The sequence below is a fragment of the Allobosea sp. TBD101 genome, assembly GCF_059817965.1.
Genome location: NZ_CM187543.1, coordinates 5,007,820 through 5,032,144, shown reverse-complemented (window position 1 = coordinate 5,032,144; position 24,325 = coordinate 5,007,820). Strand labels below are relative to the sequence as shown.

Annotated in this window: 22 protein-coding genes and 1 riboswitch; of the genes, 9 read left to right on the top strand and 13 right to left on the bottom strand. The window is 68.7% G+C overall.

Annotation, left to right across the window (positions count from 1 at the left end):
* Window positions 1–12: 12 nt before the first annotated feature.
* A complete protein-coding gene (gene cbiE / locus AC6RIC_RS24415; RefSeq protein WP_499734289.1) occupies window positions 13–1,263 on the bottom strand; it encodes a precorrin-6y C5,15-methyltransferase (decarboxylating) subunit CbiE in 1,251 nt (416 codons plus the stop codon).
* Between cbiE and AC6RIC_RS24410 the strand changes: the two genes are divergently transcribed.
* A complete protein-coding gene (locus tag AC6RIC_RS24410; RefSeq protein WP_499734288.1) occupies window positions 1,262–2,026 on the top strand; it encodes a cobalt-precorrin-6A reductase in 765 nt (254 codons plus the stop codon). The genes cbiE and AC6RIC_RS24410 overlap by 2 nt on opposite strands.
* Here AC6RIC_RS24410 and cobJ read toward each other — a convergent pair.
* The 9 genes from cobJ to AC6RIC_RS24365 all read right to left on the bottom strand — a co-directional run bounded on the left by cobJ (window position 1,969) and on the right by AC6RIC_RS24365 (window position 11,556).
* Window positions 1,969–2,760, bottom strand: coding sequence for a precorrin-3B C(17)-methyltransferase (gene cobJ, locus AC6RIC_RS24405; RefSeq protein ID WP_499734287.1), 792 nt, complete (start codon window positions 2,758–2,760; stop codon window positions 1,969–1,971). The two genes, AC6RIC_RS24410 and cobJ, sit on opposite strands and share 58 nt — an antisense overlap.
* Before the next feature lie 178 nt (window positions 2,761–2,938).
* Window positions 2,939–3,679, bottom strand: a complete 741-nt coding sequence (locus AC6RIC_RS24400) for a precorrin-2 C(20)-methyltransferase (protein WP_499734286.1) — start codon at window positions 3,677–3,679, stop codon at window positions 2,939–2,941.
* 3 nt (window positions 3,680–3,682) lie between these two features.
* A complete protein-coding gene (locus tag AC6RIC_RS24395) occupies window positions 3,683–4,315 on the bottom strand; it encodes a precorrin-8X methylmutase (protein WP_499734285.1) in 633 nt (210 codons plus the stop codon).
* Complete coding sequence (gene cobG, locus AC6RIC_RS24390; protein WP_499734284.1) at window positions 4,312–5,595, bottom strand: precorrin-3B synthase; 1,284 nt, start codon at window positions 5,593–5,595, stop codon at window positions 4,312–4,314. Before cobG ends, AC6RIC_RS24395 begins: the two co-directional genes overlap by 4 nt.
* The gene (gene cobN / locus AC6RIC_RS24385) at window positions 5,592–9,143 is read right to left on the bottom strand and encodes a cobaltochelatase subunit CobN (protein WP_499734283.1); all 3,552 of its coding nucleotides are present in this window, start codon (window positions 9,141–9,143) and stop codon (window positions 5,592–5,594) included. The genes cobG and cobN overlap by 4 nt, the downstream gene beginning before the upstream one ends.
* Before the next feature lie 9 nt (window positions 9,144–9,152).
* Window positions 9,153–10,223, bottom strand: coding sequence for a cobalamin biosynthesis protein CobW (gene cobW, locus AC6RIC_RS24380; protein WP_499734282.1), 1,071 nt, complete (start codon window positions 10,221–10,223; stop codon window positions 9,153–9,155).
* Window positions 10,224–10,227: 4 nt separating this feature from the next.
* Window positions 10,228–10,617, bottom strand: a complete 390-nt coding sequence (locus AC6RIC_RS24375; RefSeq protein ID WP_499734281.1) for a DUF1636 family protein — start codon at window positions 10,615–10,617, stop codon at window positions 10,228–10,230.
* Between the two features lie 9 nt (window positions 10,618–10,626).
* Complete coding sequence (locus tag AC6RIC_RS24370; RefSeq protein WP_499734280.1) at window positions 10,627–11,367, bottom strand: CbtA family protein; 741 nt, start codon at window positions 11,365–11,367, stop codon at window positions 10,627–10,629.
* 12 nt (window positions 11,368–11,379) lie between these two features.
* Window positions 11,380–11,556: a CbtB domain-containing protein gene (locus AC6RIC_RS24365; protein ID WP_454658526.1), complete on the bottom strand. Its 177-nt coding sequence runs from the start codon at window positions 11,554–11,556 to the stop codon at window positions 11,380–11,382.
* A 37-nt stretch (window positions 11,557–11,593) separates the two neighbouring features.
* Window positions 11,594–11,779, bottom strand: a riboswitch (cobalamin riboswitch).
* Between the two features lie 150 nt (window positions 11,780–11,929).
* On the opposite strand from AC6RIC_RS24365, the gene cobU reads away from it, so the two are divergent.
* The 4 genes from cobU (at window position 11,930) to AC6RIC_RS24345 (ending at window position 15,633) form a co-directional block, all read left to right on the top strand.
* Window positions 11,930–12,478 carry a bifunctional adenosylcobinamide kinase/adenosylcobinamide-phosphate guanylyltransferase gene (cobU, locus tag AC6RIC_RS24360; protein WP_499734279.1) on the top strand — a complete coding sequence of 183 codons (549 nt, stop codon included), beginning with the start codon at window positions 11,930–11,932 and terminating at the stop codon, window positions 12,476–12,478.
* Window positions 12,478–13,086, top strand: a complete 609-nt coding sequence (gene cobO, locus AC6RIC_RS24355; protein ID WP_499734278.1) for a cob(I)yrinic acid a,c-diamide adenosyltransferase — start codon at window positions 12,478–12,480, stop codon at window positions 13,084–13,086. Before cobU ends, cobO begins: the two co-directional genes overlap by 1 nt.
* Window positions 13,087–13,360: 274 nt before the next feature.
* Window positions 13,361–13,981 (top strand): TetR/AcrR family transcriptional regulator, encoded by a 621-nt coding sequence (locus tag AC6RIC_RS24350; protein ID WP_499734277.1) that lies wholly within the window; start codon window positions 13,361–13,363, stop codon window positions 13,979–13,981.
* On the top strand, window positions 13,978–15,633 hold the full coding sequence (locus AC6RIC_RS24345) for an acyl-CoA dehydrogenase family protein (protein WP_499734276.1): 1,656 nt from the start codon (window positions 13,978–13,980) through the stop codon (window positions 15,631–15,633). Before AC6RIC_RS24350 ends, AC6RIC_RS24345 begins: the two co-directional genes overlap by 4 nt.
* A 4-nt stretch (window positions 15,634–15,637) precedes the next feature.
* On the opposite strand, the gene cbiB is transcribed toward AC6RIC_RS24345, so the two are convergent.
* On the bottom strand, window positions 15,638–16,615 hold the full coding sequence (cbiB, locus tag AC6RIC_RS24340) for an adenosylcobinamide-phosphate synthase CbiB (RefSeq protein ID WP_499734275.1): 978 nt from the start codon (window positions 16,613–16,615) through the stop codon (window positions 15,638–15,640).
* Between the two features lie 14 nt (window positions 16,616–16,629).
* Here cbiB and cobD point away from each other — a divergent pair, with 14 nt between their 5' ends.
* The 3 genes from cobD (at window position 16,630) to AC6RIC_RS24325 (ending at window position 19,936) form a co-directional block, all read left to right on the top strand.
* The gene (gene cobD, locus AC6RIC_RS24335; RefSeq protein ID WP_499734274.1) at window positions 16,630–17,640 is read left to right on the top strand and encodes a threonine-phosphate decarboxylase CobD; all 1,011 of its coding nucleotides are present in this window, start codon (window positions 16,630–16,632) and stop codon (window positions 17,638–17,640) included.
* Window positions 17,641–17,722: 82 nt separating this feature from the next.
* Window positions 17,723–18,694, top strand: a complete 972-nt coding sequence (locus tag AC6RIC_RS24330) for a D-2-hydroxyacid dehydrogenase (RefSeq protein WP_499734273.1) — start codon at window positions 17,723–17,725, stop codon at window positions 18,692–18,694.
* Window positions 18,695–18,715: 21 nt separating this feature from the next.
* Window positions 18,716–19,936 carry an MFS transporter gene (locus AC6RIC_RS24325; protein ID WP_499734272.1) on the top strand — a complete coding sequence of 407 codons (1,221 nt, stop codon included), beginning with the start codon at window positions 18,716–18,718 and terminating at the stop codon, window positions 19,934–19,936.
* Between the two features lie 3 nt (window positions 19,937–19,939).
* On the opposite strand, the gene AC6RIC_RS24320 is transcribed toward AC6RIC_RS24325, so the two are convergent.
* Together AC6RIC_RS24320 and AC6RIC_RS24315 are read right to left on the bottom strand one after the other, a co-directional pair.
* Entirely contained in the window at window positions 19,940–20,467 is a 528-nt protein-coding gene (locus tag AC6RIC_RS24320; RefSeq protein ID WP_499734271.1) for a hypothetical protein, read from the bottom strand.
* A gap of 57 nt (window positions 20,468–20,524) precedes the next feature.
* On the bottom strand, window positions 20,525–22,189 hold the full coding sequence (locus AC6RIC_RS24315) for a GMC family oxidoreductase (protein ID WP_499734270.1): 1,665 nt from the start codon (window positions 22,187–22,189) through the stop codon (window positions 20,525–20,527).
* Window positions 22,190–22,426: 237 nt separating this feature from the next.
* Here AC6RIC_RS24315 and asnB point away from each other — a divergent pair, with 237 nt between their 5' ends.
* Complete coding sequence (gene asnB / locus AC6RIC_RS24310; protein WP_499734269.1) at window positions 22,427–24,325, top strand: asparagine synthase (glutamine-hydrolyzing); 1,899 nt, start codon at window positions 22,427–22,429, stop codon at window positions 24,323–24,325.

Below are 24,325 nucleotides of genomic sequence, written 5' to 3'. Positions count from 1 at the left end.
GTACGGAGCGCGTCAAGGCTTCTCGACCCGCCATTGCGTCACCGGCATCGCCGGGCGCCAGCCATGCTTGCCGCCGACAGGCGCGAGCCGGTCGATCGAGATGCGCCTGAGCGAGCCGCCATGCTCGGCATGGAGCGCGGCGAGCTTGGCCTCGCCTTCGATCGTCACGACATTGGCGACGAGCCGCCCGCCCGGCTTCAGCGCCGCCCAGGCGGCGTCGAACAGCCCATCCTCGGTGAGGCCGCCGCCGATGAACACCGCATCCGGTGCCTCGCGGCCGACGAAACCGGCCGGCGCCTCGCCGACGACCTCGACGGAAAGCCCGCCGAGCTTGAGCTTGTTGCGCCTGATGCGCTCGGCCCGCTCCGGTTTCGCCTCGAAGGCGACGGCCCGGTTGCGCAGATGGCGCTGGCACCATTCGACGGCGACCGAACCCGAGCCTCCGCCAACATCCCAGAGCAATTCGCCGCCGCGCGGGGCGAGTGCCGAAATCGTGATCGCGCGGATTTCCGACTTGGTGATCTGCCCGTCATGGGCGAACCACTCCTCGTCGAGCCCCGGCGCCAGCGGCAGGATGCGGGAGTCGCGGGTGGCCGCGACCTCGACCGCGATCAGGTTGAGCGGCACGATATCGTCGAGCGCGAAGGCGTCGGCGCGGGTCTCGCGGATGCGTTCCTGTGGCCCGCCGAGCGATTCCATCACCACGATGCGGCTCGCGCCCATGCCGCGGGCGGTCATCAGTTCGGCGACGGCGCGCGGCGTCGTCTCGTCCCAGGACAGGGCCAGGATGCGGGCCTCCGGCTGCAGATGCGGCACGATCCGGTAGAGCGTGCGGCCATGCAGCGAGACCAGCGCGCATTCCTCCTGCGGCCAGCGCATCCGCGTGCAGGCCATCGAGAAGGAGGAGAGCTGCGGGATGATCCGCATCTCCTCGGCCGGGATCGCCCGGCTGATGCTGTTGCCGATGCCGTAATGGAACGGATCGCTGGTCGCGAGCACGCAGACCTTGCGGCCGCGCTCGGCCAAAATCTGCGGGAGCGCGTTGCGGAAAGGCTGCGGCCAGGGCCGAAGCTCTCCCGGCACGGAGCCGACGAGCGCGATATGCCGCTCGCCGCCGAAGACGATTTCGGCCTCGTTCAGCGCGGCCAGCGCCTCGCGGCTTAAGCCCGTGGCACCGTCCTCGCCGAGACCGATCAGCGCGAGCCAGGGAGCTGGCACCTCGACGCTCGACAGAACACCCGATTCACGCAAAACTGTCGTCATGACCGTCCTCATCCTTGGCGGAACGACTGAAGCTGCTGCGCTTGACCAGCACCTGGCTGATCAGGCTCCCGATATCCGCGCCATTATCTCGCTGGCGGGCCACACCGTCGATCCCCGCCCGACCAATTTGCCGGTTCGCATCGGGGGCTTCGGCGGTGTCGAGGGCCTGAGGCGCTATCTGGTCGAGGAAGGCATCGTCGCCGTCGTCGACGCGACCCATCCCTTCGCCGCGATCATGCCTTTCCATGCCGAGCATGCCTGCAAGGCCGAAGGCGTGCCGCTGCTCGCGATCCGCCGCGATTCCTGGAAGCCGCGTGCCGGCGATCGCTGGAAGTCCGTGCCCGATATCGAGGCCGCCGCACAGGCGCTGGGCGACGCGCCACGGCGCGTCTTCCTCACCGTCGGTCGTCTGGAGCTGCCCGCTTTCGCCGACGCTCCGCAGCATCGCTATCTCGTCCGCGTCATCGAGCCGATCGGAGACCGCCTGCCGGTGCCGCATGTCGATGTCATCCAGCAGCGCGGCCCCTTCGACGTCGACGATGAGGAGGATCTGATGCGCCGTGAGGGCGTCGAGATCCTGGTCAGCAAGAATTCCGGCGGGCCGGCGACGGTCGGCAAGCTCGTGGCGGCGCGCCGGTTGTCCCTGCCGGTGGTGATGGTGGAGCGCCCGCCCAAGCCCGATGTCGAGACCGTCGATCATATCGATCAGGTCCTGCCCTGGCTGGTGGCGCAGGGCATCTTCGCGACCGAGCGCGGCGTGTAGACGTAAGGCGCGGCGCCCTCGCGCGCGATCAGGCGCGTGCCCGACGCCCCGATCATCACCAGCGTCGCCATATCCGCTGTGCCGGCAGCCGCGACGGCTTCCGCCAGCGTCAGGATGCGCAGGTATTCGTCCGGCCGCCCGACGGCGCGGGCGAAGAGCACCGGCGTCGTCGCGTCGCGCTGCTTGGCCGCCAGCTCCAGCGCCTTGCCGAGCTGCCAGGGCCGGGCCTTCGAGATCGGGTTGTAGAGGCAGATCACCAGATCCGCAGTGAGCACCGCTTCGAGCCGTGCCGTCACGACGTCCCAGGGCTTCAGGTTGTCCGAGAGCGAGATCGCGCAGAAATCGCCGCCGAGCGGGGCACCGGCCCGTGCCGCCGCCGCGAGCATCGCGGTGATGCCGGGCTCGACACTGATCGGAAGTCCGCGCCATTCCATTGGCCCGGCCTCCAGCGCCTCGAACACCGCCGCCGCCATGGCGAAGACGCCGGGGTCGCCGCCCGAGACCACCGCGACCGTCCGGCCGTCCGCCGCCAGTTGCAGCGCATGCGAGGCGCGCTCGACCTCGACGCGGTTGTCGGAGGCATGCTTGGTCAATCCCGCCCTTTCGGGCACCCGGTCGACATAGGGGCCGTAGCCGACGATATCGGTCGCGGCATCGAGTGCCGCCTGCGCGGCCGGCGTGATCCACTCCGCTGTGCCCGGGCCGAGCCCGACGATGGTGAGGGAGCCGGTCATGCCTGGTCTCTCCTTCTCCGCCCCATATTCCTTCGCGCCGTCATCCCGGGCGACCGCAGGGAGACCCGGGATCCATGCCGGAACGCCGACCTCGGGAAGCTCAGGCATGGATCCCGGATCTCCGCTTCGCTGCGTCCGGGATGACAGCGGGGAGGTGGAAAAAGAGACGGGAGTGCCTTCACAGGCGCCGCCCTTCGCCGGGCACCAGCACCATCGCGAAATAAGGCGCCTCGTCATCGCTCTTGTCGGCAAGGCGCGCCACCACCTGTCGTGCCATCGTCGCGCGCTCGACATAGATCGCCCGCCCTTCCAGCCCGGCGGCGACAAGCGCGCGGCGCACCTTCGGCAGGTTGCGGCCGAGCTTCATGATGACGGCGGCGTCGGTATCGGCGAGGCGCCGCGCCAGCTCGGCTTCCGGCAGCGTGCCTGGCAGCACGGTCATGACGTCGTCGCCCCACGTGATCGGCGCGCCGGCTTCGCCCCAGGCCCCGGTCATGCCGGTGACGCCGGGCACCACCTCGGTCGGAAAGCGGTGGCTGAGCCGCCGCCACAGATGCATGAAGGAGCCGTAGAAGAACGGATCGCCGTCGCAGAGCACGGCAAGCGTCCGCCCGGCCTGCATCTCGGCGGCAAGTCGCTCGGCCGCCTCCTCGTAGAAAGCCGCGATCGGGCCGTCGTAGTCGGGCTCGCCGACGCTGGCCTCGATCGTCACCGGGAAGGCAAGCTCGATCTCGCGGGCCGGATCGGGCGCGATGATCGCGTCCGCCGTGCTGCGGGCATTGCCGCGTCGGCCGCGCTTGCAGAAATGCACCAGCCGGTCGGCCGTGGTGATGATCTCCCGCGCCCTGACCGTCATCAGGTCCGGCGCGCCGGGCCCGAGCCCGACGCCGTAGAGCAGGGTCCTGTTCGTCCCACTCATGGCTTATTCCTTGTCCTGCGCCAGCGCGTTGACGGCCGCCGCCGCCATGGCCGAGCCGCCGCGCCGTCCATGCACGACGACGAAGGGCACGCGCCCGTCCTTCGCGAGCGCGTCCTTTGATTCCGCCGCGCCGACGAAGCCGACGGGGATGCCGATCACGGCAGCGGGCTTCGGCGCGCCGGCATCGAGCATTTCGAGCAGGCGGAAGAGCGAGGTCGGCGCATTGCCGATCACCACGACCGAGCCGGCGAGCCGGGGCTTCCAGAGCTCCATCGCGGCGGCGGAGCGGGTCGTACCCATCTGAGCGGCGAGCGCCGGAACCTGCGGATCGTCCAGCGTGCAGAGAACCTCGTTGTTTGCCGGCAGGCGGGCGCGGGTCACGCCATTGGCGACCATCTTGGCATCGCAGAGGATCGGCGCGCCGCTCCTGAGCGCGGCCTGCGCGACCTCCGCGAAACCGGCGGACATCTCGACATCCCTGGGCAGGTCGGTCATGCCGCAGGCATGGATCATGCGGACGACGATGCGCTCGGCCGCGCCGCTGAACCGGGTCAAGTCAGCCTCGGCGCGGATGATGGCGAAGGAGCGCTCATAGATCGCCGCGCCGTCCTGGATGTAGTCGTATGCCTTGCTCAACCCTGCGATCCCGTCGTGCGCAGGGCCTTGGCCAGCCGCGCGTGAATGTCTTGTCCGGGCTGCAATCGCGTGAGCAGCGCCGAAAGGTCAAGCGTCGCGACCGGCTTGTCCCGCGTCGTGCCGCCCGGCACGACGTCGTAGCGCCCGTCTCGCCCCACCAGCGTGAGATCAGCCGCTGCCGGATGAGCACAGGCCTTGACGCAGCCGGAGACATGCAGCGTCACACCCTGCGCAAGCAGATCGGCGGCAGCGTCGGCGAGCCTGGCTGCATCCGCCATGGTCGGCGCCTCGGCGCGCGAACAGGCGGGGCTGCCGGCGCAAGCCTGCACCGAGAGGCGGGGGTCGTCGTCCTGCGTGATGAGGCCGAGATCGCCGGCCAGCCGCAGCAGCGCCTCTGCTCCGGTGCGGTCGAGATCGCGGAAGGCCAGCCCGCGCCAGGGCGAAAGCCGGATGTCGGCCTCTGCCTGGGCCGTGCCGAGCCTGTCGAGCGTCTCCGCATCGCAGCGGCCGAAGGGCAGGCCGACGAGCGCGGCGAAACGATCGCCCTCCAGAGCAAACAGCCCGGCGCGTCGGGGCGGCATCCGTGGCGCCGGAGCGGCGGCTTCGGGCAGGGCGCTCAGGCTCGCCAAGGCCTCGGGCGACAGGTCGCGCAGGCGGCGGATCTGATCCGGCGTGGCGGCTCGCAGCGCTGCAAAGTCACGCAGGATCGCGGCCACGGTCGGCACGGCTTCTGTGACCGGGATAGGGCCGAGCCAGAGACGATCGGCGAGGCACAAGGCTGCGCTCGTGGCGTCCATCCCAACCAGCCGGATATCGCAGGAGAAATCATCGAGGGCCTGCGCGCCGCCATCGTCCACGACGACGCCGAGCTTGGCCGGCAGGCCGGGTACGGTACGGGCGCGTTGCTCGATCTGTGCGGCCAGTGCGGCGGCGTCGATCAGGCCGGTCGGGTCCCGTCCGGCCAGCGGCGAGACCAGTGTCACACGTTGCGGCCCGTCGCCCTCGTGCTCGTCGACGAGATGTTCCCCCAGCAGGCGCTCGATCAGCGTCGGATGACTTTCGATCGTCACGCCGCGGATCTGCAGATTGGCGCGGGCAGAAATCTCGATCAGCCCGTTGCCATGCTCTACTGCCAGCGCCGCGATCCGCCGCAATTGCGCTGGTGCCAGCTTCGCGCCCGGTGGATGCAGTCGCACCAGCCAGCCGTCGCCGGTCTCCATCGGCCTCAGCGTGCTCGGGCACCAGCCGCGCCGCAACGTTTCCTGTGACCGCGCGCTCATTCCGCCGCGTCCCGTGCCAGGAAGGCGCCGACCGAGTTGCGGCGGCTGGTCCAGAGCCCGCGTCGTGCGGCTTCCGCCAATCGCGAACGGATCGAGGCGGCAGCGGGCGCATTGGCGGCTTCGAGCGCGGTCCAGACCTGCGGATCGGCGCAATAGGCCTGGAAGACGGAATCGAACAGCCCGTCGGCGACGGCATCGGTGCTGGCGGCAAAGACGAAGAGGGTATCCACCGCCTCGGCCAGCTCCGCCGCACCGCGCCAGCCATGGGCGAGTTGCGACGCGATCCAGCGCGGATGCGTCAACCGGCCATGGACGATCCGGGCGATGTCCTGTGCCAGCGTACGCGCCTTCGGCGCTTCCGGGTTCGAGCTGTCGAGGCTGTAGAGCGCGGGGTCGGCACCGAGCGCTTTCGCCGCCGCCGCAAGCCCACCGATCACGTCGGCAGCGCTGCTCGCTTCGAGGATGTCGCGCCCCGCTGTGTCGCTGACATGGATGAAGGCGTCGGAGACGCGGATGCGCTCGGTGAAGCCGGCATCGGCGGCGCCCACGCCCCCCGCCCCGCCATAGGCATGGTCTGACGCCGCGAGATAGGCCGCACCCAATTCCTCGCGGTGGGTCCAGTCGCCATCAAGGGCGCGGTCCGCCATCGCCGCGCCATAGCGGCCGGGCGCGGCGCCGAAGATGCGCGCGCCAGACTCGCCCCGGCGATAAGCGGCGGCGGGCTCGTTCCACTCGTCCGCCTCGTCCAGCGTGGCGACGGCCCGCGCGGCCTGGTCGAGCAAGGCGATCTGCCCCGGAAACGTATCGCGGAAGGTGCCGGAGATGCGCACGGTCACGTCGAGACGCGGATAGGAGAGCTTCGGCTGCGGGACGATGCTGAAGCCCGTGACGCGGGTCGAGGCATTGTCCCAGAGCGGCTCGACGCCCATCAGCGCGAGAGCATGCGCGATATCCTCGCCACCCGAGCGCAGGGTAGGCGAGGCCCAGAGGTCCATGACGATCCGGCGCGGATAGTCGCCATGATCCTGGAGATGGCGCGAGACGACGGCCTGGGCTGCCAACCTGCCGAGCCTTGCGGCCGCGCGCGTCGGGATCGCGCGAGGGTCGAGCGTCGAGAGATTGCGTCCGGTCGGCAGCACATCGGGGCGGCCGCGATGCTGCGAGCCGGCCGGGCCGGGCGGGACGAAGCGGCCGTCGAGAGCGGCGAGCAGGTTTTCGCGCTCGTTGCGGGCGGAGGCAGGGTCGATCTCCGAGCGCCCGAAGATATGCAGGCCGTCGCGGAAGGGCAGTTCGGCGATGTCGCAGAGATGGGCGTCGAGAAGCGTCAGCGCCTCGTTCATCTCGGTATCATCGGTGACGCCGCAGGAGGCGGCGAGACCGCCCGCCTCGGCCCGCGCCCGGATTTCGCCGGCGACGATATCGGCGCGGCGCGGATCGAGCACCTGCGCCTGCGAGAACTCCTCGACGAGATCGCGCAGGAGCGCGGTCTCGCCGGCGGCCTCCGCCTCGGCCAGCGGTGGTGGCAGATGGCCGAGCGTGACGGCCGAGAGCCGCCTTTTTGCCGGCGCCGCCTCGCCGGGATCGTCGACGACATAGGGGTAGATCACCGGCAGCCCGCCGACAGCGAGGCGCGGCCAGCAGCCGCCTGAAAGCGCGACCGCCTTACCCGGCAGCCATTCGGTGGTGCCGTGCGTGCCGAGATGGATCAGCGCGTCGGCGGTCTCGGATTGGCGCAGTGCGAGATAGAAGGCGAGATAAGCGTGGCCCGGCGGCGCGTCGGGGTCGTGATAAACAGCCTTGCGGTCTGGCGTCGCATCGCGCGGCGGCTGCAGGGCGACGGTGAGGTTGCCGAAGCGGACGGTGCGGAAATGGAAGGCGCCGCCGTGGCAGGCGGGGTCGGCTTCGGGCTTGCCGTGGGCGGCATGAAGGCGCTCACAGGCTGCGGCAGGAATGGCGGCAAGCCAGTTGCGATAGGTTGCGAGGGGAATGCTCAGATCGGCCGAGCCGCCGGTGAGAGCGGCCATGAGCCGCGCGCTCTCATCCACATCTGCGCCGTCATCCCGGACAAGCCGCGTCAGCGGCGCCGATCCGGGATCCATGCCTGAACTTTGATTGGAAGCGCTCTGGCATGGATCCCGGGTCAAGCCCGGGATGACGGCGGAGGTGGTAGAGCCGACCTCATACCCCGCTCCTGCCAGCAATTCCCGGATCGCCGTCACGCTCGTCGGCGTGTCGAGCCCGACGGCGAAGCCGGCCCGTCCGCCGCGCGCGGGATAATCCGACATCACCAGCGCCAGTTTTCGCTCGGCGGCAGGCTTCCCTGCCAGCGCAATCCAGCCCTTCGCCAGATCGGCCAGTGCGGCGACCCCCTCAGGAGCGGGCATCAGCCGGCGGATGGAAAGCCCGGTTGCCGGATCGGTCGCTTCCGCCTTGAAGGCGACGGGGATCGCCCCGATGCGCCCGTCGAATTCCGGCAGTGCCACCTGCATGGCGAGATCGGCGGCCGATAGCCCGCGCGGCGATGCCTCCCAGGCCTCGCGGGGGCTGCTGACAGGAATCGCCTGCAGGATCGGGCAATCCGCGCCGTCGAGCACGAAATCCGCACCTTCGCGGGCGGAGAAGGCGGTGGTGGTGATGATCAGCGCCGGCTTGCGCGTCGCGATCAGCGCTGCAAGTTCGGCGGTGACGGCGGGGTCCTTCAGGCTGGTCAGCGCCAACGGCAGGGGCGCGAGGCCGCGCGCCGCCAGCGTCGTGGCAATCGCCTCGCCCATGGCGGTGTCCCCGGCTGCAACGCCGGAGCGATAGAGCAGGACCGGGACGAGCGCGCGATCGGGGGGCAGGGCGGCGAGCGCCTCGCGCCAGGGCAGGGGCGTGCCGTCTCTGCCGAGCGCTAAGAATGATGGCAGCGGGACGGGAGGGAGGCCGGAGGAGTCACGCGACCCCTCATCCGTCTCGGCTCTGCCGAGCCACTTGCTCCCGCAAGGGGAGAAAGGAGCAGCGTGCGCCGTCTCGCCCTTCTCCCCTTGCGGGAGAAGGTGCCGGCAGGCGGATGAGGGGTCTCTCGACGCCGCCAGATACTCGTCTATCCGCCCCAGCAGCCGCCGCATGTTCTCGGCGCCGCCACCGGCCTGAAAATAGGCCAGCAACTCGCCTGCGAATTCCGCCGGCACGCTCGCATGTTCGCCGAGCCTCGGATCGTCGCGCTCGTCACCGGGCAGGATCGCGAGCGGGATGCCGCGCTCGCGGCAGGCGATGCCGAGCTGCTCGATGCCATAGCGCCAGTAATCGAGCCCGCCGAGGCAGCGCAGCAGTATAAAGCGGGATTGCGCCGCCGTCTTCTCGATCAGGAAATCCACCGAGAGCGGGTGTTTCAGCCGCCGGAGCGGCGCGAGCCGCACCGACAGGATGCTGTCACCTGCCGCCACCGCCAGCGCCGAAAGGTCGCTGTCGGTGAAGGACAGCACGAGCACGTCTCCCGGCGGCAGGGCGAGATCGACGGCGTCCTCGCCGTCGTCGAGTCTGATCTCGCTGGTCGGGAGAAGATGCATCGGCGGATGTTACGCCCCCGCGAGGGCCGCTTCCACGGCCTTGAGATCGAAGCCCTTGAGCCCGATCACGGTGAGGCGTCCGTCGCGCGGTTCGCTCGCGCCCCAGGCCCGGTCGAAATGATGACTGAGGCGCCGGCCGACGCCCTGTACGACCAGACGCATCGGCTTGCCCGGAACGGCGGTGAAGCCCTTGAGGCGCAGCACGCCCTCGGCCTCGGCCGCCTTGGCGACGCGCGCCGTGAGCTCCTCCGGCGAGAGGCCGGCCGGCAGCGGCACGGCGACCGAGTCGAAATCGTCATGGTCGTGATCGTGCTCGCCTTCGCCATGATGCGAGGGGCGGGCGGCGAGGTCGCTTTCGGCGGCAGCGCCGAGGCCGACGATCAGCGCCGGCTCGACCTTGCCATGGGCGGTCTCGACGATCTTGATCGCTTTCGGCAGATGCTCGGCGATCTCGGCTTTCATCCGCGCGCGGCCGGCCTCGTCGACGAGGTCGCTCTTGTTGAGCAGGATCAGGTCGGCGCAGAGGATCTGGTCCTCGAACACCTCCTCCAGCGGGTTGTCGTGATCGACGGAGGCGTCCGCTGCCGTCTGCGCCGCGAGCGCCTCCGGATCATCGGCGAACTGACCCTCGGCCACGGCCGGCCCGTCGACCACGGCGATGACGCCGTCGACGGTCACGCGCGAGCGGATCGCCGGCCAGTTGAACGCCTGCACCAGCGGCTTCGGCAAAGCGAGGCCGGAGGTCTCGATCAGGATGTGCTCCGGCGGGTTCGGCCGGTTCAAAAGCTTTTCCAGTGCGGGCACGAAATCATCGGCGACGGTGCAACAGATGCAGCCGTTCGGCAGCTCGACCACGTCCTCGTCGCTGCAGCCGGCAATGCCGCAGCCCTTCAGGAATTCGCCGTCGAAGCCGAGATCGCCGAACTCGTTGACGAGTACTGCGAGCTTCTTGCCTTGCGCATTCTCGAGGAGATGGCGCACCAGCGTCGTTTTCCCGGCGCCGAGGAAGCCGGTGATGATCGTGCAGGGCGTCTTGCTGAGTGACGTCTTGCCCAGGTTGGTGGTCTGCGGAGCGTTCATGATGTCATCCTTGCTGGCGCGCTGGCAAAGGCGGCACGCGCGCGACCACGCCCTTGCGGAAGGACTGCGGCCGCTCTTTCCAGGGAACGATGCCGTTGGCGCTGGCGGCATAGGCCTCCGCGGCGCCGACGATCTCGTCGAGATGGGTGTCGGTGTCGAGATCGCCGATCAGATAGGTCCATTTCCCGTCGGCGCTGAGCGCGATGGTGCAGGGCCGCTTGCAGACGGCGAGGCATTCGACGGGCAGCACGGGGATCGTGCTGCCCTTGGCTTTAAGCTGCGCGGCGAGACGCTCGGCCAGCGCCAGTCCCGGCTGGTCGTAACCTTCCGGGAGATCGGCGCGGGCGCGGCGGCAGGCCGTGCAGACATGGATGGTGAGGTCACCCTCGGACATGGCTTGTCCTCAGGCGTCCGCGGCCCGGCGGCTCGCCCGGGGCCAAAGCACGCCGACCATGAAGGCGGTGACGAGCCAGAGCGCGGCCTGGATGCCGAGCGAGAGCGACGCGAAATGCGCGGCGACCTCGGCCGGCACCTTGCTCGCCGGCGCGGCCGGATGCGGCGCGCCGACGACATGCGGCAGCAGGATCACGACGATGGCGACGAGCTTCAGCCAGGGCTGATCGAAGCGCAGGAACAGGAAGAGCCCCAGCGCCGTGGCGATCACCGTCGCGAGCCACCAGACCTGGCGCTGCTCCAGCGCGGCCGAGGCTGCACCCGGCAGCTCGGGAGCCAGCCCCATCGCCGGGGCGAGCCCGAGCGCGAGGAAGCCGCAGGCGCCCCAGACGAGCGCGCTGCGCTGGTCGATGCTGTCGCCGGCCGCGATCATCCCTGCGAGCAGCAGAGCCGCGAAGCCGATCGCGGTCGCAATCGTCACCGCGCTGGTGAAGAGCGTGCGCTGGAAGCCGTCCTGCGGCTTCCATTCGGCATGGTCGTGGCCGGGCGCGTCGCCGGCCGGTCCATGCGCGAGGATGATCTTCGCCTCGCCGTCGAACGCGGCCAGCGTCGGCGCTTTCAGCGCCAGCGCCGCCTCATAGGTCTCGGCCTTGAGGATCAGCGGGGTGGTGGTGACATGCTGCAGGGCGGCGACGATCAAGCCAGCCAGAAGCCCGGCCAGGATGCTGACCGTGAGAACACGCGTGACCATGGATGCTTTCCCTCAGTGGCAGGGAAAGGCGAGGCCGTGACGGCTGTCATGCGCGGCGTTGTGGACATTGGTCGAGGCCGCGAAGCCGGTCGTGTAGATCAGCGCGACGCCGATCACGAGCGCGGCGGCAACCGCCTTGACGCGTTCCGAAACGCTGAGTGTAGGGGTGGAAACCGAAGCGGTGTTCATAAGCGTTCTCCGTGGCCGCCCCGCCGGCAGCCGGTTGGATCTCTGCGGGTTGACGGCAGGTCTCCTGGCTCGCGGACTTCGCGCCCCTTGCCGCCTTCCCGGAGCGAGCGCTCCAGTGGCCGATGGCGAAGGACATCCGCTTACAGTTGCGGGGGCAGCCGCGGTCTCGCACCGCGTTCCCTTTTCACCTCCTCGCGGAGGCACCGTCACGGATCATCATTAGCCATCGCCGTGTTGCTGTGCAATGCAAGAACGGTCCGACACATACATGCGGTCATCCCGGCCGGAGCGCAGCGAAGAGCCGGGATCCATGCCTGAACCTCTACCGGAAGCGTTCCGGCATGGATCCCGGGTCTCCCTATGGTCGCCCGGGATGACGGCCAGCGAAACCAAGCCGCCGATGCAGTCTCTTCCGATCCCCCATCTCACGCTCGTCCTCGGCGGCGCCCGCTCCGGCAAGAGCCGCCATGCCGAGGCGTTGATCGAGGCGCTGCCGGCGCCCTGGACCTATGTCGCCACCGCGCAGGCCTATGACGACGAGATGCGCGAGCGCATCGCCGAGCATCGCGCCCGGCGCCCGGCCGGCTGGGAGACGGTCGACGCTCCGCTCGAACTGGCCGAGGCGATTGCGGCCCAGCCGGCGGGGCGCCCGATCCTGGTCGATTGCCTGACGCTCTGGCTGACCAATCTCATCCTTGCGGAGCGCGACACTGTCGCGGCCCGCGATGTCCTGATTGCCGCTTGCGAGCGCGTATCCGCCCCGCTCGTTCTGGTCGGCAACGAGGTCGGGCTCGGCATCGTCCCGGAGAACGCGCTCGCCCGCCGCTTCCGTGACGAGGCCGGGCGCCTGCATCAGGCGCTTGCGGCGCGTGCGGCCAGCGTGGTCTTCATGGTTGCCGGATTGCCGATGCGAGTGAAGTGATGACCGACACTGAAGATGCCGCCCGCCACAAGGCCAAGATGGAGAAGCGCAAGGCGGTGCAGGACGCCGAAGTCGCCTCCAAGACGCTCGAAAAGGGCCTGCTGATCGTCAATACCGGCCCTGGCAAAGGCAAGTCGACGGCGGCTTTCGGCTTGATCCTGCGCGCGCTCGGCCATGGCTGGCGCATCGGTGTGGTGCAGTTCATCAAGGGCGCCTGGTCGACCGGCGAGCGCCGGGCGCTTGAAGCCTTTGGCGATCAGGTGAGCTGGCACAGCATGGGCGAGGGTTTTACCTGGGAGACGCAGGACAAGGCTCGCGACATCGCGGCAGCCGAACGCGCCTTCGCAAAGGCGAAGGAATTGATGGCCGATCCGGAGATCAGGCTTCTGGTGCTGGACGAGCTCAACATCGCCCTGCGCTACGACTATCTGCCGCTCGCCGAGGTTGTCGCGACGCTGTCTGCCCGCAGGCCTGACCTGCACATCGTCGTCACCGGCCGCAACGCCAAGCCGGAGCTGATCGAGGCAGCCGATCTCGTCACTGAGATGACGCTGGTGAAGCATCATTTCGCTGCGGGTGTGAAGGCGCAGCAAGGCATCGAGTTCTGAGAGCCCGCTCTGTGCCTCGGCAGCATTGAGTCATCCCGGACGCAGCGAAGCAGAGATCCGGGATCCATTCCGGAACCTGCCCGAAAGAGGTTCCGGCATGGATCCCGGGTCAAGCCCGGGATGACCAAGTATCTCCGGCGCGGGCCAACCCCCCTCCCGTTGCGATAAGCCATCCTCGATGTGGAGCGATCGCCTCGACCGGCTCATCCACTTGACGGTGATCGATCCAGTCTTCAGATTGAATCTGAATTCAAATTCAATTTTGAGACCAGCCATGGCCGACGGCGCATCGAAGCAACCCCGCAAGGCCGGCAAGCGCGAGGCGATCCTCGCCGCCGCGCGCGGCATCGTGTCGGAAGTCGGCTTCCATGAGACCTCGATCGCCGCGGTGGCTTCCGCCAGCGGCGTCTCGACCGGCAGCGTCTATTCCTATTTCGCTTCGAAGGCCGAGCTGATGGCCGAGATCGTCGCGGCCGTGTCGTCGCGCGAGCTTGCCGTGCTGCGTGAGATCGCCGCGAGCGACGCCCCCGTCGCCGAGCGCCTGACCGCAGCGGTCGAGGCCTTCGCGCGCCGCGCCTTCGCCAATCGCCGCTTGGCCTGGTCGATGATCGCCGAGCCCGCTGACCCCGCCGTCGATGCGACGCGGCTCGATTATCGCCGCGAGATCGCCGGCATTTTTCGCGCGCTCGTCGTCGAAGGCGGGAGGCTGGGCGCCTTTCGTTCGGTCGACCCCGATGCCGCCGCGGCGATGATCGTCGGCGGCTTCATGGAAGCGTTGATCGGCCCGCTGTCGCCGGATCGCCCGATCACGCCTGAGCGCGGCCGCGAGATCGCCGCTGCCCTTGCCGATCTCTCCATCGCCGCGCTGATTTCCCGAGAAGGACAGGCCGCATGACCACGCTCGACGCTTACGGCTACGACACGCATGAAGTGCTGAATCAGGCGCCGGCGCTGGCGGATTATGACGCCTTCGCCGCCGATCCGGCGCTCGGCTCGATCCTCGATGCCTTTGGCGCCGGCTGGTTCAGCGAGCAGGCGAGCGTGGTCGGCGGCCATGTCGGCTCTCAACGCGTGCAGGACTTGGCGCGGCAGGCTAATCGCAGCTTGCCGGAACTGCGCACGCATGACCGCTGGGGTCGGCGCGTCGACCAGATCGAGTTCCATCCGGCCTGGCACGAACTGATGGGGCTCGCGATGCGCGACGAGTTCCATTCCTTGTGCTGGACCAGGCCGCGCGAAGGCGCGCAGGTGGCGCGCGCGGCGGTGTCCTATCTCTGGAACCAGGGCGAGAACGGCATCTGCTGCCCGCTCGGTATGACCTATTCGGCGATCCCCGTCCTGCAGCGCGATCCCGCGCGCTGGGCCGAGTTCGGCCGATTGATCACCTCCACCGACTACGATGGGCGTCCGCTGCCGGCGGTGCAGAAGCGTGGCGGCACGGTCGGCATGGCGATGACCGAGAAACAGGGCGGCTCGGATCTGCGCCAGACCCAGACGGTGGCGACACGCAATGCCGACGGCACTTACTCCCTCACTGGCCATAAATGGTTCTTCTCCGTCCCGCATTCCGACGTGTTCCTGACGCTGGCGCGCACGGAGGAGGGCGTGTCCTGCTTCGTCGTGCCGGGCTGGCTCCCGGACGGCTCGCGCAATCGCCTGCAGATCCAGCGCCTCAAGGACAAGTGCGGCAACAAGTCGAATGCATCCTCCGAGGTCGAATTTCGCGGCGTCATCGCCCATCTGATCGGCGAGCCCGGCCACGGCATTCGCGCCGGGCTGGAGATGAACCACTATACGCGGCTCGATTTCGCCGTCGGCTCGGCCGGATTGATGCGCCATGCGGTGGCGCAGGCCGCGCATCACACCGCCCATCGCCGTGCCTTCCAGAAGGCGCTGATCGACCAGCCGATCATGACGAACGTCATCGCCGACCTCGCGCTGGAGGCCGAGGCCTCCGCCTGGCTCGCCTTCCGCTTCGTCCACGCGCTCGACCGCGAGGACGGAAGCGAGGCCGAGAAGCTGATCGGCCGCATCGGCGCGCCGATCGCGAAATACTGGAACTGCAAGCGCGCCACGCCGGTCGTGGTCGAGGCGCTGGAATGCCATGGCGGCAACGGCTTCATCGAGGACCACTTGATGGCGCGGCTCTATCGCGAGGCGCCGCTCAACGGCATCTGGGAGGGCACGGGCAATGTCGTCTGCCTCGACGTGCTCCGCTCGATCCGCCGCTATCCCGATTGTGTGCCGGCTTTGCTCGACGAATTGCGTGCCGCCCGCGGCAGCGATCCGCGCTACGACGCCTTCCTCGCCGAGCTGGAAACCGATCTCGTCGATGTGCTCAGGCATGAGCATCTGGCGCGCCGCTTCGTCGAGCGCATGGCGCTGGCGCTGTCGGCCTCGCTCTTGATCCGTCACGCGCCGCATGCGGTCGCCGACGCTTATGTCGCCTCGCGCTTGGCGGGCGGCTGGTCCGGCCATTTCGGCTCCCTGCCGCAGGGCGCCGATCTGCAGGCCATCGCGCGGCGGGCCGTGCCCGTGTCAGAGTGAGGCTTCAGAGCAGCGTCACGGCCGCCAGCAGCGCGGCAGACGCCCAGAGCAGAGTACAGGAGCGCTTGTAGAGCGTGAGCGCCCGGCGGATATCGGCGGCATTGGCCTCGGCCCGGCCATCGCCCATCCAGTGATCCTCGACGCGGGTCTCGCCATAGACGCGCGGGCCGGCAAGTCTGAGGCCCAGCGCCCCGGCCATGGCGGCTTCCGGCCATCCGGCATTGGGCGAGCGATGCTTGCCGGCATCGCGCCGCAACGCTCGCCAGGCACCAACAGCGTCCGCCTTCGGGTCCAGCGCGGCCGAGGCGACCAGCAGAAGCGCCGTCAATCGCGAAGCCGGCAGGTTGACGAGATCGTCGAGCCGCGCCGCCGCCCAGCCGAAGGCGAGATGGCGCGGCGTCCGATGGCCGATCATCGAATCGGCGGTGTTGATCGCCTTGTAGGCGGCGATGCCCGGCAATCCGCCGACGCCGAGCCAGAAGGCCGGCGCGGTGATCCCGTCCGAGAAATTCTCGGCGAGGCTTTCGATGGCAGCGCGCGAGACGCCGGCCTCGTCCAGCGTCTGCGGATTGCGGCCGACGATCATCGAGACGGCGCGCCGTCCGCCCTCGAGCCCGTCACGTTCCAGTCCCTCGGCGACGCGGGCGACATGCTCGTGCAGGCTGCGCTGCGCGATCAGGGTCGAGGCAAGGAGGGCGAGCGGGATCAGGCCGAGGAGGCCGAAGGAGAGGCACAGCCGCTGGATCAACGCCGACAGGGCGATGATGATGGCGAGCAGCAGCGTCAGCGCCAGAACCCCCATGGCCTTCCGCCTGACGAAGGAGGCGGTCTCTTGGTTCAGCACGCGATCGAACATGCCGATCAAGCGGCCGATCCAGGTGACGGGATGGCCTATCGCGGCATAGAAGCGCTCGGGATAGCCGAATGCCGCCTCGATGGTCAGTGCGAGCACGAGCAGCGGCAGGTTGGCGGAGAGGTTCATGCGGGGGCGCGGGCGTGGCTGAGGACGGTATCTGGCATGGCGGCGATCTCGCCACGGCCCGCGCGCTCTTTCCGGAGGCGCCGCAGCCCTGGGTCGATCTCTCCACCGGGATCAACCCGATCCCCTATCCGCTTCCGGCGCTGCCGTTAAGCCTCTGGACGCGCCTGCCCGGAGCCGATGACGAGGCCGCGCTGATCGAAGCCGCCCGCGCCGCCTATCGCGTGCCGGTCTTTGCTGAGATCGTCGCAGCGCCCGGGACGCAGATCCTGATCGAATGGCTGCCGCGCCTCGCGCCGGCCGGCCCCGTCGCGGTTCTTGGTTCCACCTATGCCGAGCACGGCCATGCCTGGCGCAAGGCTGGCTACGCCGTCAGCGAAACCGTGACGCCTGCGGAGGCGGCCGCGACCATCGTCGTGGTCAATCCGAACAACCCCGACGGGCGTGTGCTGTCGCAGGCCGAACTGACAAGCCTTGCCGCGCATTGTGTGGCCCGTGGCGGCCTTCTCGTCGTCGACGAGGCCTTCGCCGATTTCACGCCTGAAACCAGCATCATCCCGGACCTTCCGGCCGGGGTGATCGTGCTGCGTTCTTTCGGCAAGACCTACGGCCTTGCCGGCCTGCGCCTCGGTTTCGTCGTCGGCGCGCCCGAGGCGATGGCGAAGCTCAAGGCAGCGTTTGGTCCCTGGTCGGTGGCGGGGCCGGCGCTTCATGTCGGCGCGCAGGCCCTGTCGGATGCCGCTTGGCTCGCCGAGGCGGGCCGGGAGCGGGCGCGCGATGCTGCCCGCCTCGACGCCCTGCTTGCGCCGCATGGCCGGATTATTGGCGGCACCACCCTGTTCCGCCTGCTCGAAACCCCCGGGGCCGCGGCGCTCTTTGCCCATCTCGGCCGGCACGGCATCTATGTCCGCCACTTCCAGAACGCGCCGGATCGGCTGCGCTTCGGCCTGCCGGGCGATGAGGCCGAATGGTCGCGTCTGCGCGCGGCGCTCACCTTCGATGCCCCGGAAGCATCGCCGTCAGCGTGAAGCTTGCATGCGGCGGATGCGGGGACAGGAGCCGGCGGGCCGGCTAACGTCGACCGTATAAGGAATCGGGGAGAGACAACGCATGGCATTCCTGCCGCCGGAAGGCGACCTGACGATCGGCTTCGCTCACGCCGCCTATCAGCTTCGTGACGAGTTCCTGACGCGCGGCCGCGCCGCTGGGAGCTTCGAGGTCCGCAGCCTCGACGAACTGCGTGAGCGGGCACCGGAAGCCGATGTGCTCGTCGTCTCCGGTCTGTGGCGCAACGACCTGCTGCCGCGCCTGCCGAAGCTGCGCTTCATCCAGTCGATCAGCGCCGGCACGGACCAGTTCGACAAGTCCGCGATCGGCGCAGCCGGCGTTCGCCTCGCCAGCGCCCAGGGCGGCAACGAGCGGGCCGTGGCCGAGCATGCCATGTCGCTGATCCTGGCGCTGACCCGCCAGATCCATTTCGCGCGGGACAACCAGGCGAAGCAGGTCTGGCGTCCGATGATCGGCGATCGCGCGCGGCGCGAGGATGAACTCGGCGGCAAGACGCTGGTCATCGTCGGGATCGGCCGCATCGGCCTGCGGCTGGCGAAACTCGCGAGCGCCTTCGACATGCGCGTCATCGGCGTGCGCCGCAGCCCCGAGCCGCAGCCGCATGTCGAGGCGGTCGTCCATCCCGATAAGCTGGCCGAGACGGTGGCCGCGGCCGATTTCGTCGCCCTGACCTGCCCGCTGACGCCGGAGACCGAAGGGCTGATCGATGCCCGCATCCTTGGCGCGATGAAGCCTTCCGCTTACCTGATCAACGTGGCGCGCGGCCGCGTCGTCGACGAGATGGCCCTGCTCGATGCGCTCGGCAGCAGCCGCATCGCCGGCGCCGGGCTCGACTGCTTCCACGAGGAGCCGCTGCCGCCGATTTCGCCCTTCTGGCGCATGCCGCAGGTCATCGTGACCCCGCATAGCGCGGGCGAGACCCGGGTCTACGAAAGCAATGTGGTCGATATCCTCCTCGACAATCTGGACCGGCTGGCGCGCGGCGAAACGGGCCTGCGCAACCAGATCGTCTGATCGGGGACAGGGGGAACGGCCATGGCTTTGCCGCGAGCTGCCCGGCCGGGCGGGCCTTCGCTGATCGTCGCGCTCGGCGTCACGCAGGTCTTCGGCTATGGCGCGCTCTATTACGCCTTCACCGTGCTGGCGCCGCGCATGACCGCCGATTTCGGCTGGGCCCCGGAATGGACCTTCGGCGGTTTTGCGGTGGGGCTGCTGCTGGGTGGCGCGGTCGCCCCCGTCACCGGCAGCCTGATCGATCGCTACGGCACGCGGCTGGTGATGACGATCGGTTCCGGCCTGGCGGGCCTCTCGCTCTTCGCGCTGGCCGAGGCGCGAGGGATCGTCAGCTACACGCTCGCGATGGTCGCCTTGCAGGCGGTGACGACGGCCGTCTTCTACGACGCCGCCTTCGCCGCGCTGACGCAGGCGCGCGGCAGCCAGGCGCGGCGAGCCATCAGCCAGCTCACCCTGATCGGCGGCTTCGCCTCGACCCTGTTCTGGCCGCTGACCTCCAGCCTGCTCGCGATCATGGACTGGCGCGGCGTCTATCGACTCTATGGTCTCTCGCAGATTCTGGTCTGCCTGCCTCTGCATCTCTTCTTCCTGCCGGGGCGCGTGAAGCGGCCGGTGGTCGCCGAGACCGGTGTTGCCGTCCCGTCCTCCTCGCAGGAGCCGGAGACGACTTATCTCACGGGGGAGGCTCGTCGCCGCGCCTTCCTGCTGCTGGCACTGGCCTTCTCGCTGCAGGGCTTCGTCGTCTCGGCCATGGCCGTGCATATGCTGGCGCTGCTGCAGGGTTTTGGCCTCAGCGCCGCCGTCGCGGTCGGCATCGGTGCGATGCTCGGTCCGTCGCAGGTCGCCGGGCGTCTCACAGAGATGTTGTTCGGGCGCTCCGTCTCGCCGGTCACGACCGCCTGGGTCTCGGCCTGGCTCATGCCGCTCGGCCTCGTCCTGCTCCTGATCGGCGGCTCGCTCCCGGTCGTTGCCGGGCTCTTCGCCATCGCCTTCGGCATCAGCATGGGCCTGAGCTCGATCGTGCGCGGCACTGTCCCGCTCCAGCTCTTCGGTCCGGTCGGCTTCGGTGCGACCATGGGCAAGCTCTCGGCGCCTGGCCTCGTCATCAAGGCGACGGCCCCACTCGCCTTCGCCATCGCGCTGGAGCGTGGCGGCGTCACGGTCTCGACGCTGTTGCTGATCGCCTTCTCTGCGCTCGCAGCCGGCGCCCTCATGCTGCTGGCACGCGGCCGCTCGGCCTGAGGCTCAGGCCCGCATCGTTCGCCACCAGTGACGCACGGCATCACGTGTCCGCATCGCCAGGCCATAGGCGGCGGTGGCTCGGACCCAGCCGAGCACGCCGTCGCGAACGCGCACGACCTGGCCCATGACCCAGGCGAACCAGCGATAGCTCAGAAGCTTCTCGCGGCCGGCATGATAGATCCGCTCCACAAAGACGAAGCTCATCAGATGCGCAAAGGCGGTCACCACCAGACCGGCCCAGAACTGCCCGCGTGCGAACAGCAGCAGCCCGAACAGCTTCAGCGGCTCGGCAATGGCGAAGGGGATCGCCAGCGCCAGCATCACGAGCGGGCGCGGCAGCGCGGCGACGCTCTCCTCCAGCCGGCGCATGATGCGCAGTTCCGCGAGCCGGCGCAGCAGTGGCCGGTAGAGCGGCCGCAGGAACTCGTCGAGGATGACGAAGACGGTGATGACGGCGCGCAGGAGCGCGAGCAATCCGCGCGTCAGCGGACCGCGTTCGAGTACAGGTGAGGGCGGAAGGCTATCGGACATCCCTACGATTCATAGGTCGCGATTTGCGGCAATTCCATGCCGCTGACCCGATAGCCGCTAGCGGCGTGCGTCTTCCTTCAGCATCGCCACGCCCTTCTCGGCGATCATCATCGTCGGATTGGCGGTGTTGCCGGAGGTGATCGTCGGCATCACCGAGGCGTCGATGACGCGCAGGCCCTCGACGCCACGCACCCTGAGCCGTCCGTCGAGGACCGCGCCCGGATCGTCATCGCCACCCATCCGGGCCGTGCCGACGGGATGGAAGATCGTGGTGCCGAGTTGGGCGGCGGCTTCCAGCAGGGCTTCGTCGGATTGGGCGGCCTCGCCCGGCATATGCTCCTCGGGCCGGAAGCGGGCGAGCGGCGCTTGGGCCACGATCCGGCGCGTCAGCTTCATCGCATCGACAGCGACCTGCCGGTCCTCCTCCGTGTCGAAATAGTTCGGCGAGATGACCGGATTGTCGCGCGGATCGGCCGAGCGCAGATGCACGCTGCCGCGGCTCGTCGGCCGGAGATTGCAGACGCTCGCCGTGAAGGCGTCGAACGGGTGCAGGCCCGAGCCCCAGCTGTCGAGGGAAAGCGGCTGGAAATGGTATTGCAGGTTCGCCGTCGCGTAATGCGGCGAGGACTTGGCGAAGGCACCGACCTGCGAGGGCGCCATGGTCAGCGGTCCGGTGCGCAACGCCGCCCACTCCAGGGCCATCAGGGGCCGGCGCCAGAGCTTGGCATAGTCGCTGTTCAACGTCTTGACGCCATGGACCTTGTAGACCGGCCGGATCTGGAGATGGTCTTGCAGGTTCTCGCCGACGCCGGGCGCATCGACCAGCGTCTCGATGCCGAAGCTCTGCAATCGCGCCCCGCTGCCGATGCCGGAGCGTTCGAGCAGGAGCGGCGAGGCGACGGCCCCGGCCGAGAGCACGACCTCGCCGTTGATCTCGACCTTCAGCCTCTCCTCGCTCGCGGTGCCCAGGCCATGCGTGAACTCGACGGCCTTGGCCCGGCCGTTCTCGAACAGGATGCGCTCGACATGGACGCCGGTCTCCAGCCTGAGATTGTCGCGGTCGTGCCGTTCGAGCATCGGCTTCAGGAAGGCGCGATAGGCGCTGAGGCGTCGCCCGCGACGCTGGTTCACCTGGAAATAGGAGGAGCCTTCATTGTCGCCGGTGTTGAAATCCGGGATCTTGGCGATACCGGCGGCCTCCGCGGCGTCCCGGATCGCGTCGAGGATCGCCCAGCGCACCCGCGGATGCTCGACGCGCCATTCCCCGCCCGCCTTGTGCAAACCGCCCGGCGGCGGCGCCATATGGTCCTCGTGCCGCAGGAAATAGGGCAGCACGTCGTCCCAGCCCCAGCCGGCGAGGCCGCGCTGGCGCCAGCCGTCATAATCGGCGGCCTGGCCGCGCATATAGACCATGGCGTTGATCGCCGAGGAGCCGCCGACGACCTTGCCGCGCGGGTAGGCGAGGGCCCGCCCGCCGAGCCCGGCCTGCGGCTCGGTCTGGAACAGCCAGTCGGCGCGGGGATTGCCGATCGCGAAGAGGTAGCCGACCGGGATATGGAACCAGACCCAGTCATCCATGCCGCCGGCTTCGAGAACCAGAACCCTGTTCTTCGGATTGGCCGCCAGCCGGTTGGCGACGACGCAACCGGCCGAGCCCGCCCCGATGACGACATAGTCGAAGGTCCCGATCGGGCGGCGGTCGGTGGAGGCGTGGTCGGGCATAGTGCTCCCCGGCAGGTGGCGGATAATGATCCGCTTCAAGCTGTATATGAGGGATAGGCGTGGGAGCGTCTGGCGACAATGCCACTAAACTCCAAAACCGCCTGAGCTTTTTCGACGCGCTGACCGCCTCCGCGCTCCCTCTCGTGCTCTCGACCGATCGGAAGCGGGTCATTATAAGCCACGCCGACGCCCGGCGATGCTTCCGGCGGCGTCGATCCGCTTCGATGAGGCTATTGGATGTGCGGTATTTTCGGCTCGCTCGGTTACGAGCCTGATCCCCAGCGGATCGACATCGTCGCCCATCGTGGCCCGGACGGTCGCGGCTGGAACGTCTTCGAGAGCGCGAAAGGGCCGGTCGCGCTCGGTCATCGCCGCCTCGCGATCATCGACGTCTCCGATGCCGGCCTGCAACCGATGTCGGATGCGTCGCGCCGTTACTGGCTCGTCTTCAATGGCGAGATCTACAATTACGTCGAACTGCGCGAGGAAATGCGGGCAAAGGGCGAGGTCTTCGTCTCGGAGTCCGATTCGGAGGTGCTGCTGCGCGCCTACATGCTCTGGGGGGAAGACGCGCTGCCGCGGCTGCGCGGGATGTTCTCCTTCTTGATCTGGGACCAACGCGACAGGAAGCTCTTTGCTGCTCGCGACCGCTACGGCATCAAGCCGCTCTACATGGCTGCGACGCCGCGTGGCGTGGCGTTCGGCTCCGAGATCAAGCAATTGCTCGGCCTGCCTGGAGTTTCGGGCCGCATGAACGTCGCTCGGGTCCATGATTTCCTGGCTTCCGGCATTTCCGACCACACCTCGGAGACGATGTTCGACGGCGTGATGCAACTGCGCGGCGGCGAATGCGTCATGATCGATGCGAGCGGGCAGGGACCGGTCACGGTCAATCCGCGGCGCTGGTATCCGGCGACCGCTGGTGAACTCTCGATATCCGAGGGCGAGGCAGCGGACCGTTTCCGCGATCTCCTGACAGACGCAGTCCGGCTTCATCTGCGGTCCGACGTGCCGGTGGGTTCCTGCCTTTCGGGCGGCCTCGATTCATCGGCGATCGTCTGCCTGATGTCCGGCATGATGGGCTCGGGGGCGGGCGGCGCAAGGGTGAACACGGTCTCAGCCTGTTATGCTGAGAAGAGTGTCGACGAAAAGCCATTCATGGACATGGTCGTTTCTCACGCCCATACCGAGCCGCATTTCGTTTTCCCGAAGGCGGAGGACGTCTTTCAACGCGCTTCCGACATTACTTGGCATCAGGACGAGCCTTTCGGCTCGACCTCCATCTTCGCCCAGTGGTGTGTGTTCGAGGAGGCGCGTCGCGTCGGCGTGAAGGTGATGCTCGACGGGCAGGGCGCTGACGAGCAGCTATCCGGCTATCACGGCGGCTTCTCCTACTACATGGCCAGTCTGACGCGGCAGTGGCAGTTCGGGCAGCTTCTGCGCACGATGGTCGAGCGCAAGCGCTATCACGGCACGCCGGTCTCCGAGCAGATGCGCCTTCAGCTGCTGCGGCTTCTGCCCCCCGGACTGATCGGCGGGTTGCGGCGCCAGCATCGGGCATTGGCTGAGCATGACTGGCTCGGGACGGCACTTCTGCGCGAGCACGGCAATCCGCGAACTGCGCTGCAGCTTGCAAGCGACGAGCTCGGCTTGCCGCCGGTGACCGACATCCGGTCCTTGTGCATGACGCTGACCTACGGTTCCAACCTCGCGATGCTGCTGCACTGGGAGGATCGCAACTCGATGGCGCATTCGATCGAGGCGCGCGTGCCGTTCCTCGATCATCCTTTGGTCGAGTTCAGCCTGGCGCTGGGCAACGACCACAAGATCGTCGGCGGCGATACCAAGCGCGTGCTGCGCCGGGGCATGAAGGGCATTCTGCCCGAGGCCGTGCGTGAGCGTCGGGACAAGCTCGGCTTCGCGACCCCGGAGCAGATCTGGTTCCGGGGGCCTCTGCGCGGCCTGGTCGAGGACGGCATCGAGAAGACGCTGGCACGCTATCCCGGGCTGATGAATGCCAAGGGCGTCAGGTCGCTGGCGAAGGAAATGCTCGACGGTCAGCGGCCGCTCGATTTCACGCTCTGGCGGATCGTGAATCTCGGGATGTGGGGCGAGCGGGCCGGGGCGACCCTCTGA

Coding starts and splice junctions, on each gene's coding strand:
- AC6RIC_RS24410 (WP_499734288.1), top strand. CDS start 1,262: ATGACCGTCCTCATCCTTGGCGGAACGACTGAAGCTGCTGCGCTTGAC.
- cbiE (WP_499734289.1), bottom strand. CDS start 1,263: ATGACGACAGTTTTGCGTGAATCGGGTGTTCTGTCGAGCGTCGAGGTG.
- cobJ (WP_499734287.1), bottom strand. CDS start 2,760: ATGACCGGCTCCCTCACCATCGTCGGGCTCGGCCCGGGCACAGCGGAG.
- AC6RIC_RS24400 (WP_499734286.1), bottom strand. CDS start 3,679: ATGAGTGGGACGAACAGGACCCTGCTCTACGGCGTCGGGCTCGGGCCC.
- cobG (WP_499734284.1), bottom strand. CDS start 5,595: ATGAGCGCGCGGTCACAGGAAACGTTGCGGCGCGGCTGGTGCCCGAGC.
- cobN (WP_499734283.1), bottom strand. CDS start 9,143: ATGCATCTTCTCCCGACCAGCGAGATCAGACTCGACGACGGCGAGGAC.
- cobW (WP_499734282.1), bottom strand. CDS start 10,223: ATGAACGCTCCGCAGACCACCAACCTGGGCAAGACGTCACTCAGCAAG.
- AC6RIC_RS24375 (WP_499734281.1), bottom strand. CDS start 10,617: ATGTCCGAGGGTGACCTCACCATCCATGTCTGCACGGCCTGCCGCCGC.
- AC6RIC_RS24370 (WP_499734280.1), bottom strand. CDS start 11,367: ATGGTCACGCGTGTTCTCACGGTCAGCATCCTGGCCGGGCTTCTGGCT.
- AC6RIC_RS24365 (WP_454658526.1), bottom strand. CDS start 11,556: ATGAACACCGCTTCGGTTTCCACCCCTACACTCAGCGTTTCGGAACGC.
- cobU (WP_499734279.1), top strand. CDS start 11,930: ATGACGGCCAGCGAAACCAAGCCGCCGATGCAGTCTCTTCCGATCCCC.
- cobO (WP_499734278.1), top strand. CDS start 12,478: ATGACCGACACTGAAGATGCCGCCCGCCACAAGGCCAAGATGGAGAAG.
- AC6RIC_RS24350 (WP_499734277.1), top strand. CDS start 13,361: ATGGCCGACGGCGCATCGAAGCAACCCCGCAAGGCCGGCAAGCGCGAG.
- AC6RIC_RS24345 (WP_499734276.1), top strand. CDS start 13,978: ATGACCACGCTCGACGCTTACGGCTACGACACGCATGAAGTGCTGAAT.
- cbiB (WP_499734275.1), bottom strand. CDS start 16,615: ATGAACCTCTCCGCCAACCTGCCGCTGCTCGTGCTCGCACTGACCATC.
- AC6RIC_RS24330 (WP_499734273.1), top strand. CDS start 17,723: ATGGCATTCCTGCCGCCGGAAGGCGACCTGACGATCGGCTTCGCTCAC.
- AC6RIC_RS24325 (WP_499734272.1), top strand. CDS start 18,716: ATGGCTTTGCCGCGAGCTGCCCGGCCGGGCGGGCCTTCGCTGATCGTC.
- AC6RIC_RS24320 (WP_499734271.1), bottom strand. CDS start 20,467: ATGTCCGATAGCCTTCCGCCCTCACCTGTACTCGAACGCGGTCCGCTG.
- AC6RIC_RS24315 (WP_499734270.1), bottom strand. CDS start 22,189: ATGCCCGACCACGCCTCCACCGACCGCCGCCCGATCGGGACCTTCGAC.
- asnB (WP_499734269.1), top strand. CDS start 22,427: ATGTGCGGTATTTTCGGCTCGCTCGGTTACGAGCCTGATCCCCAGCGG.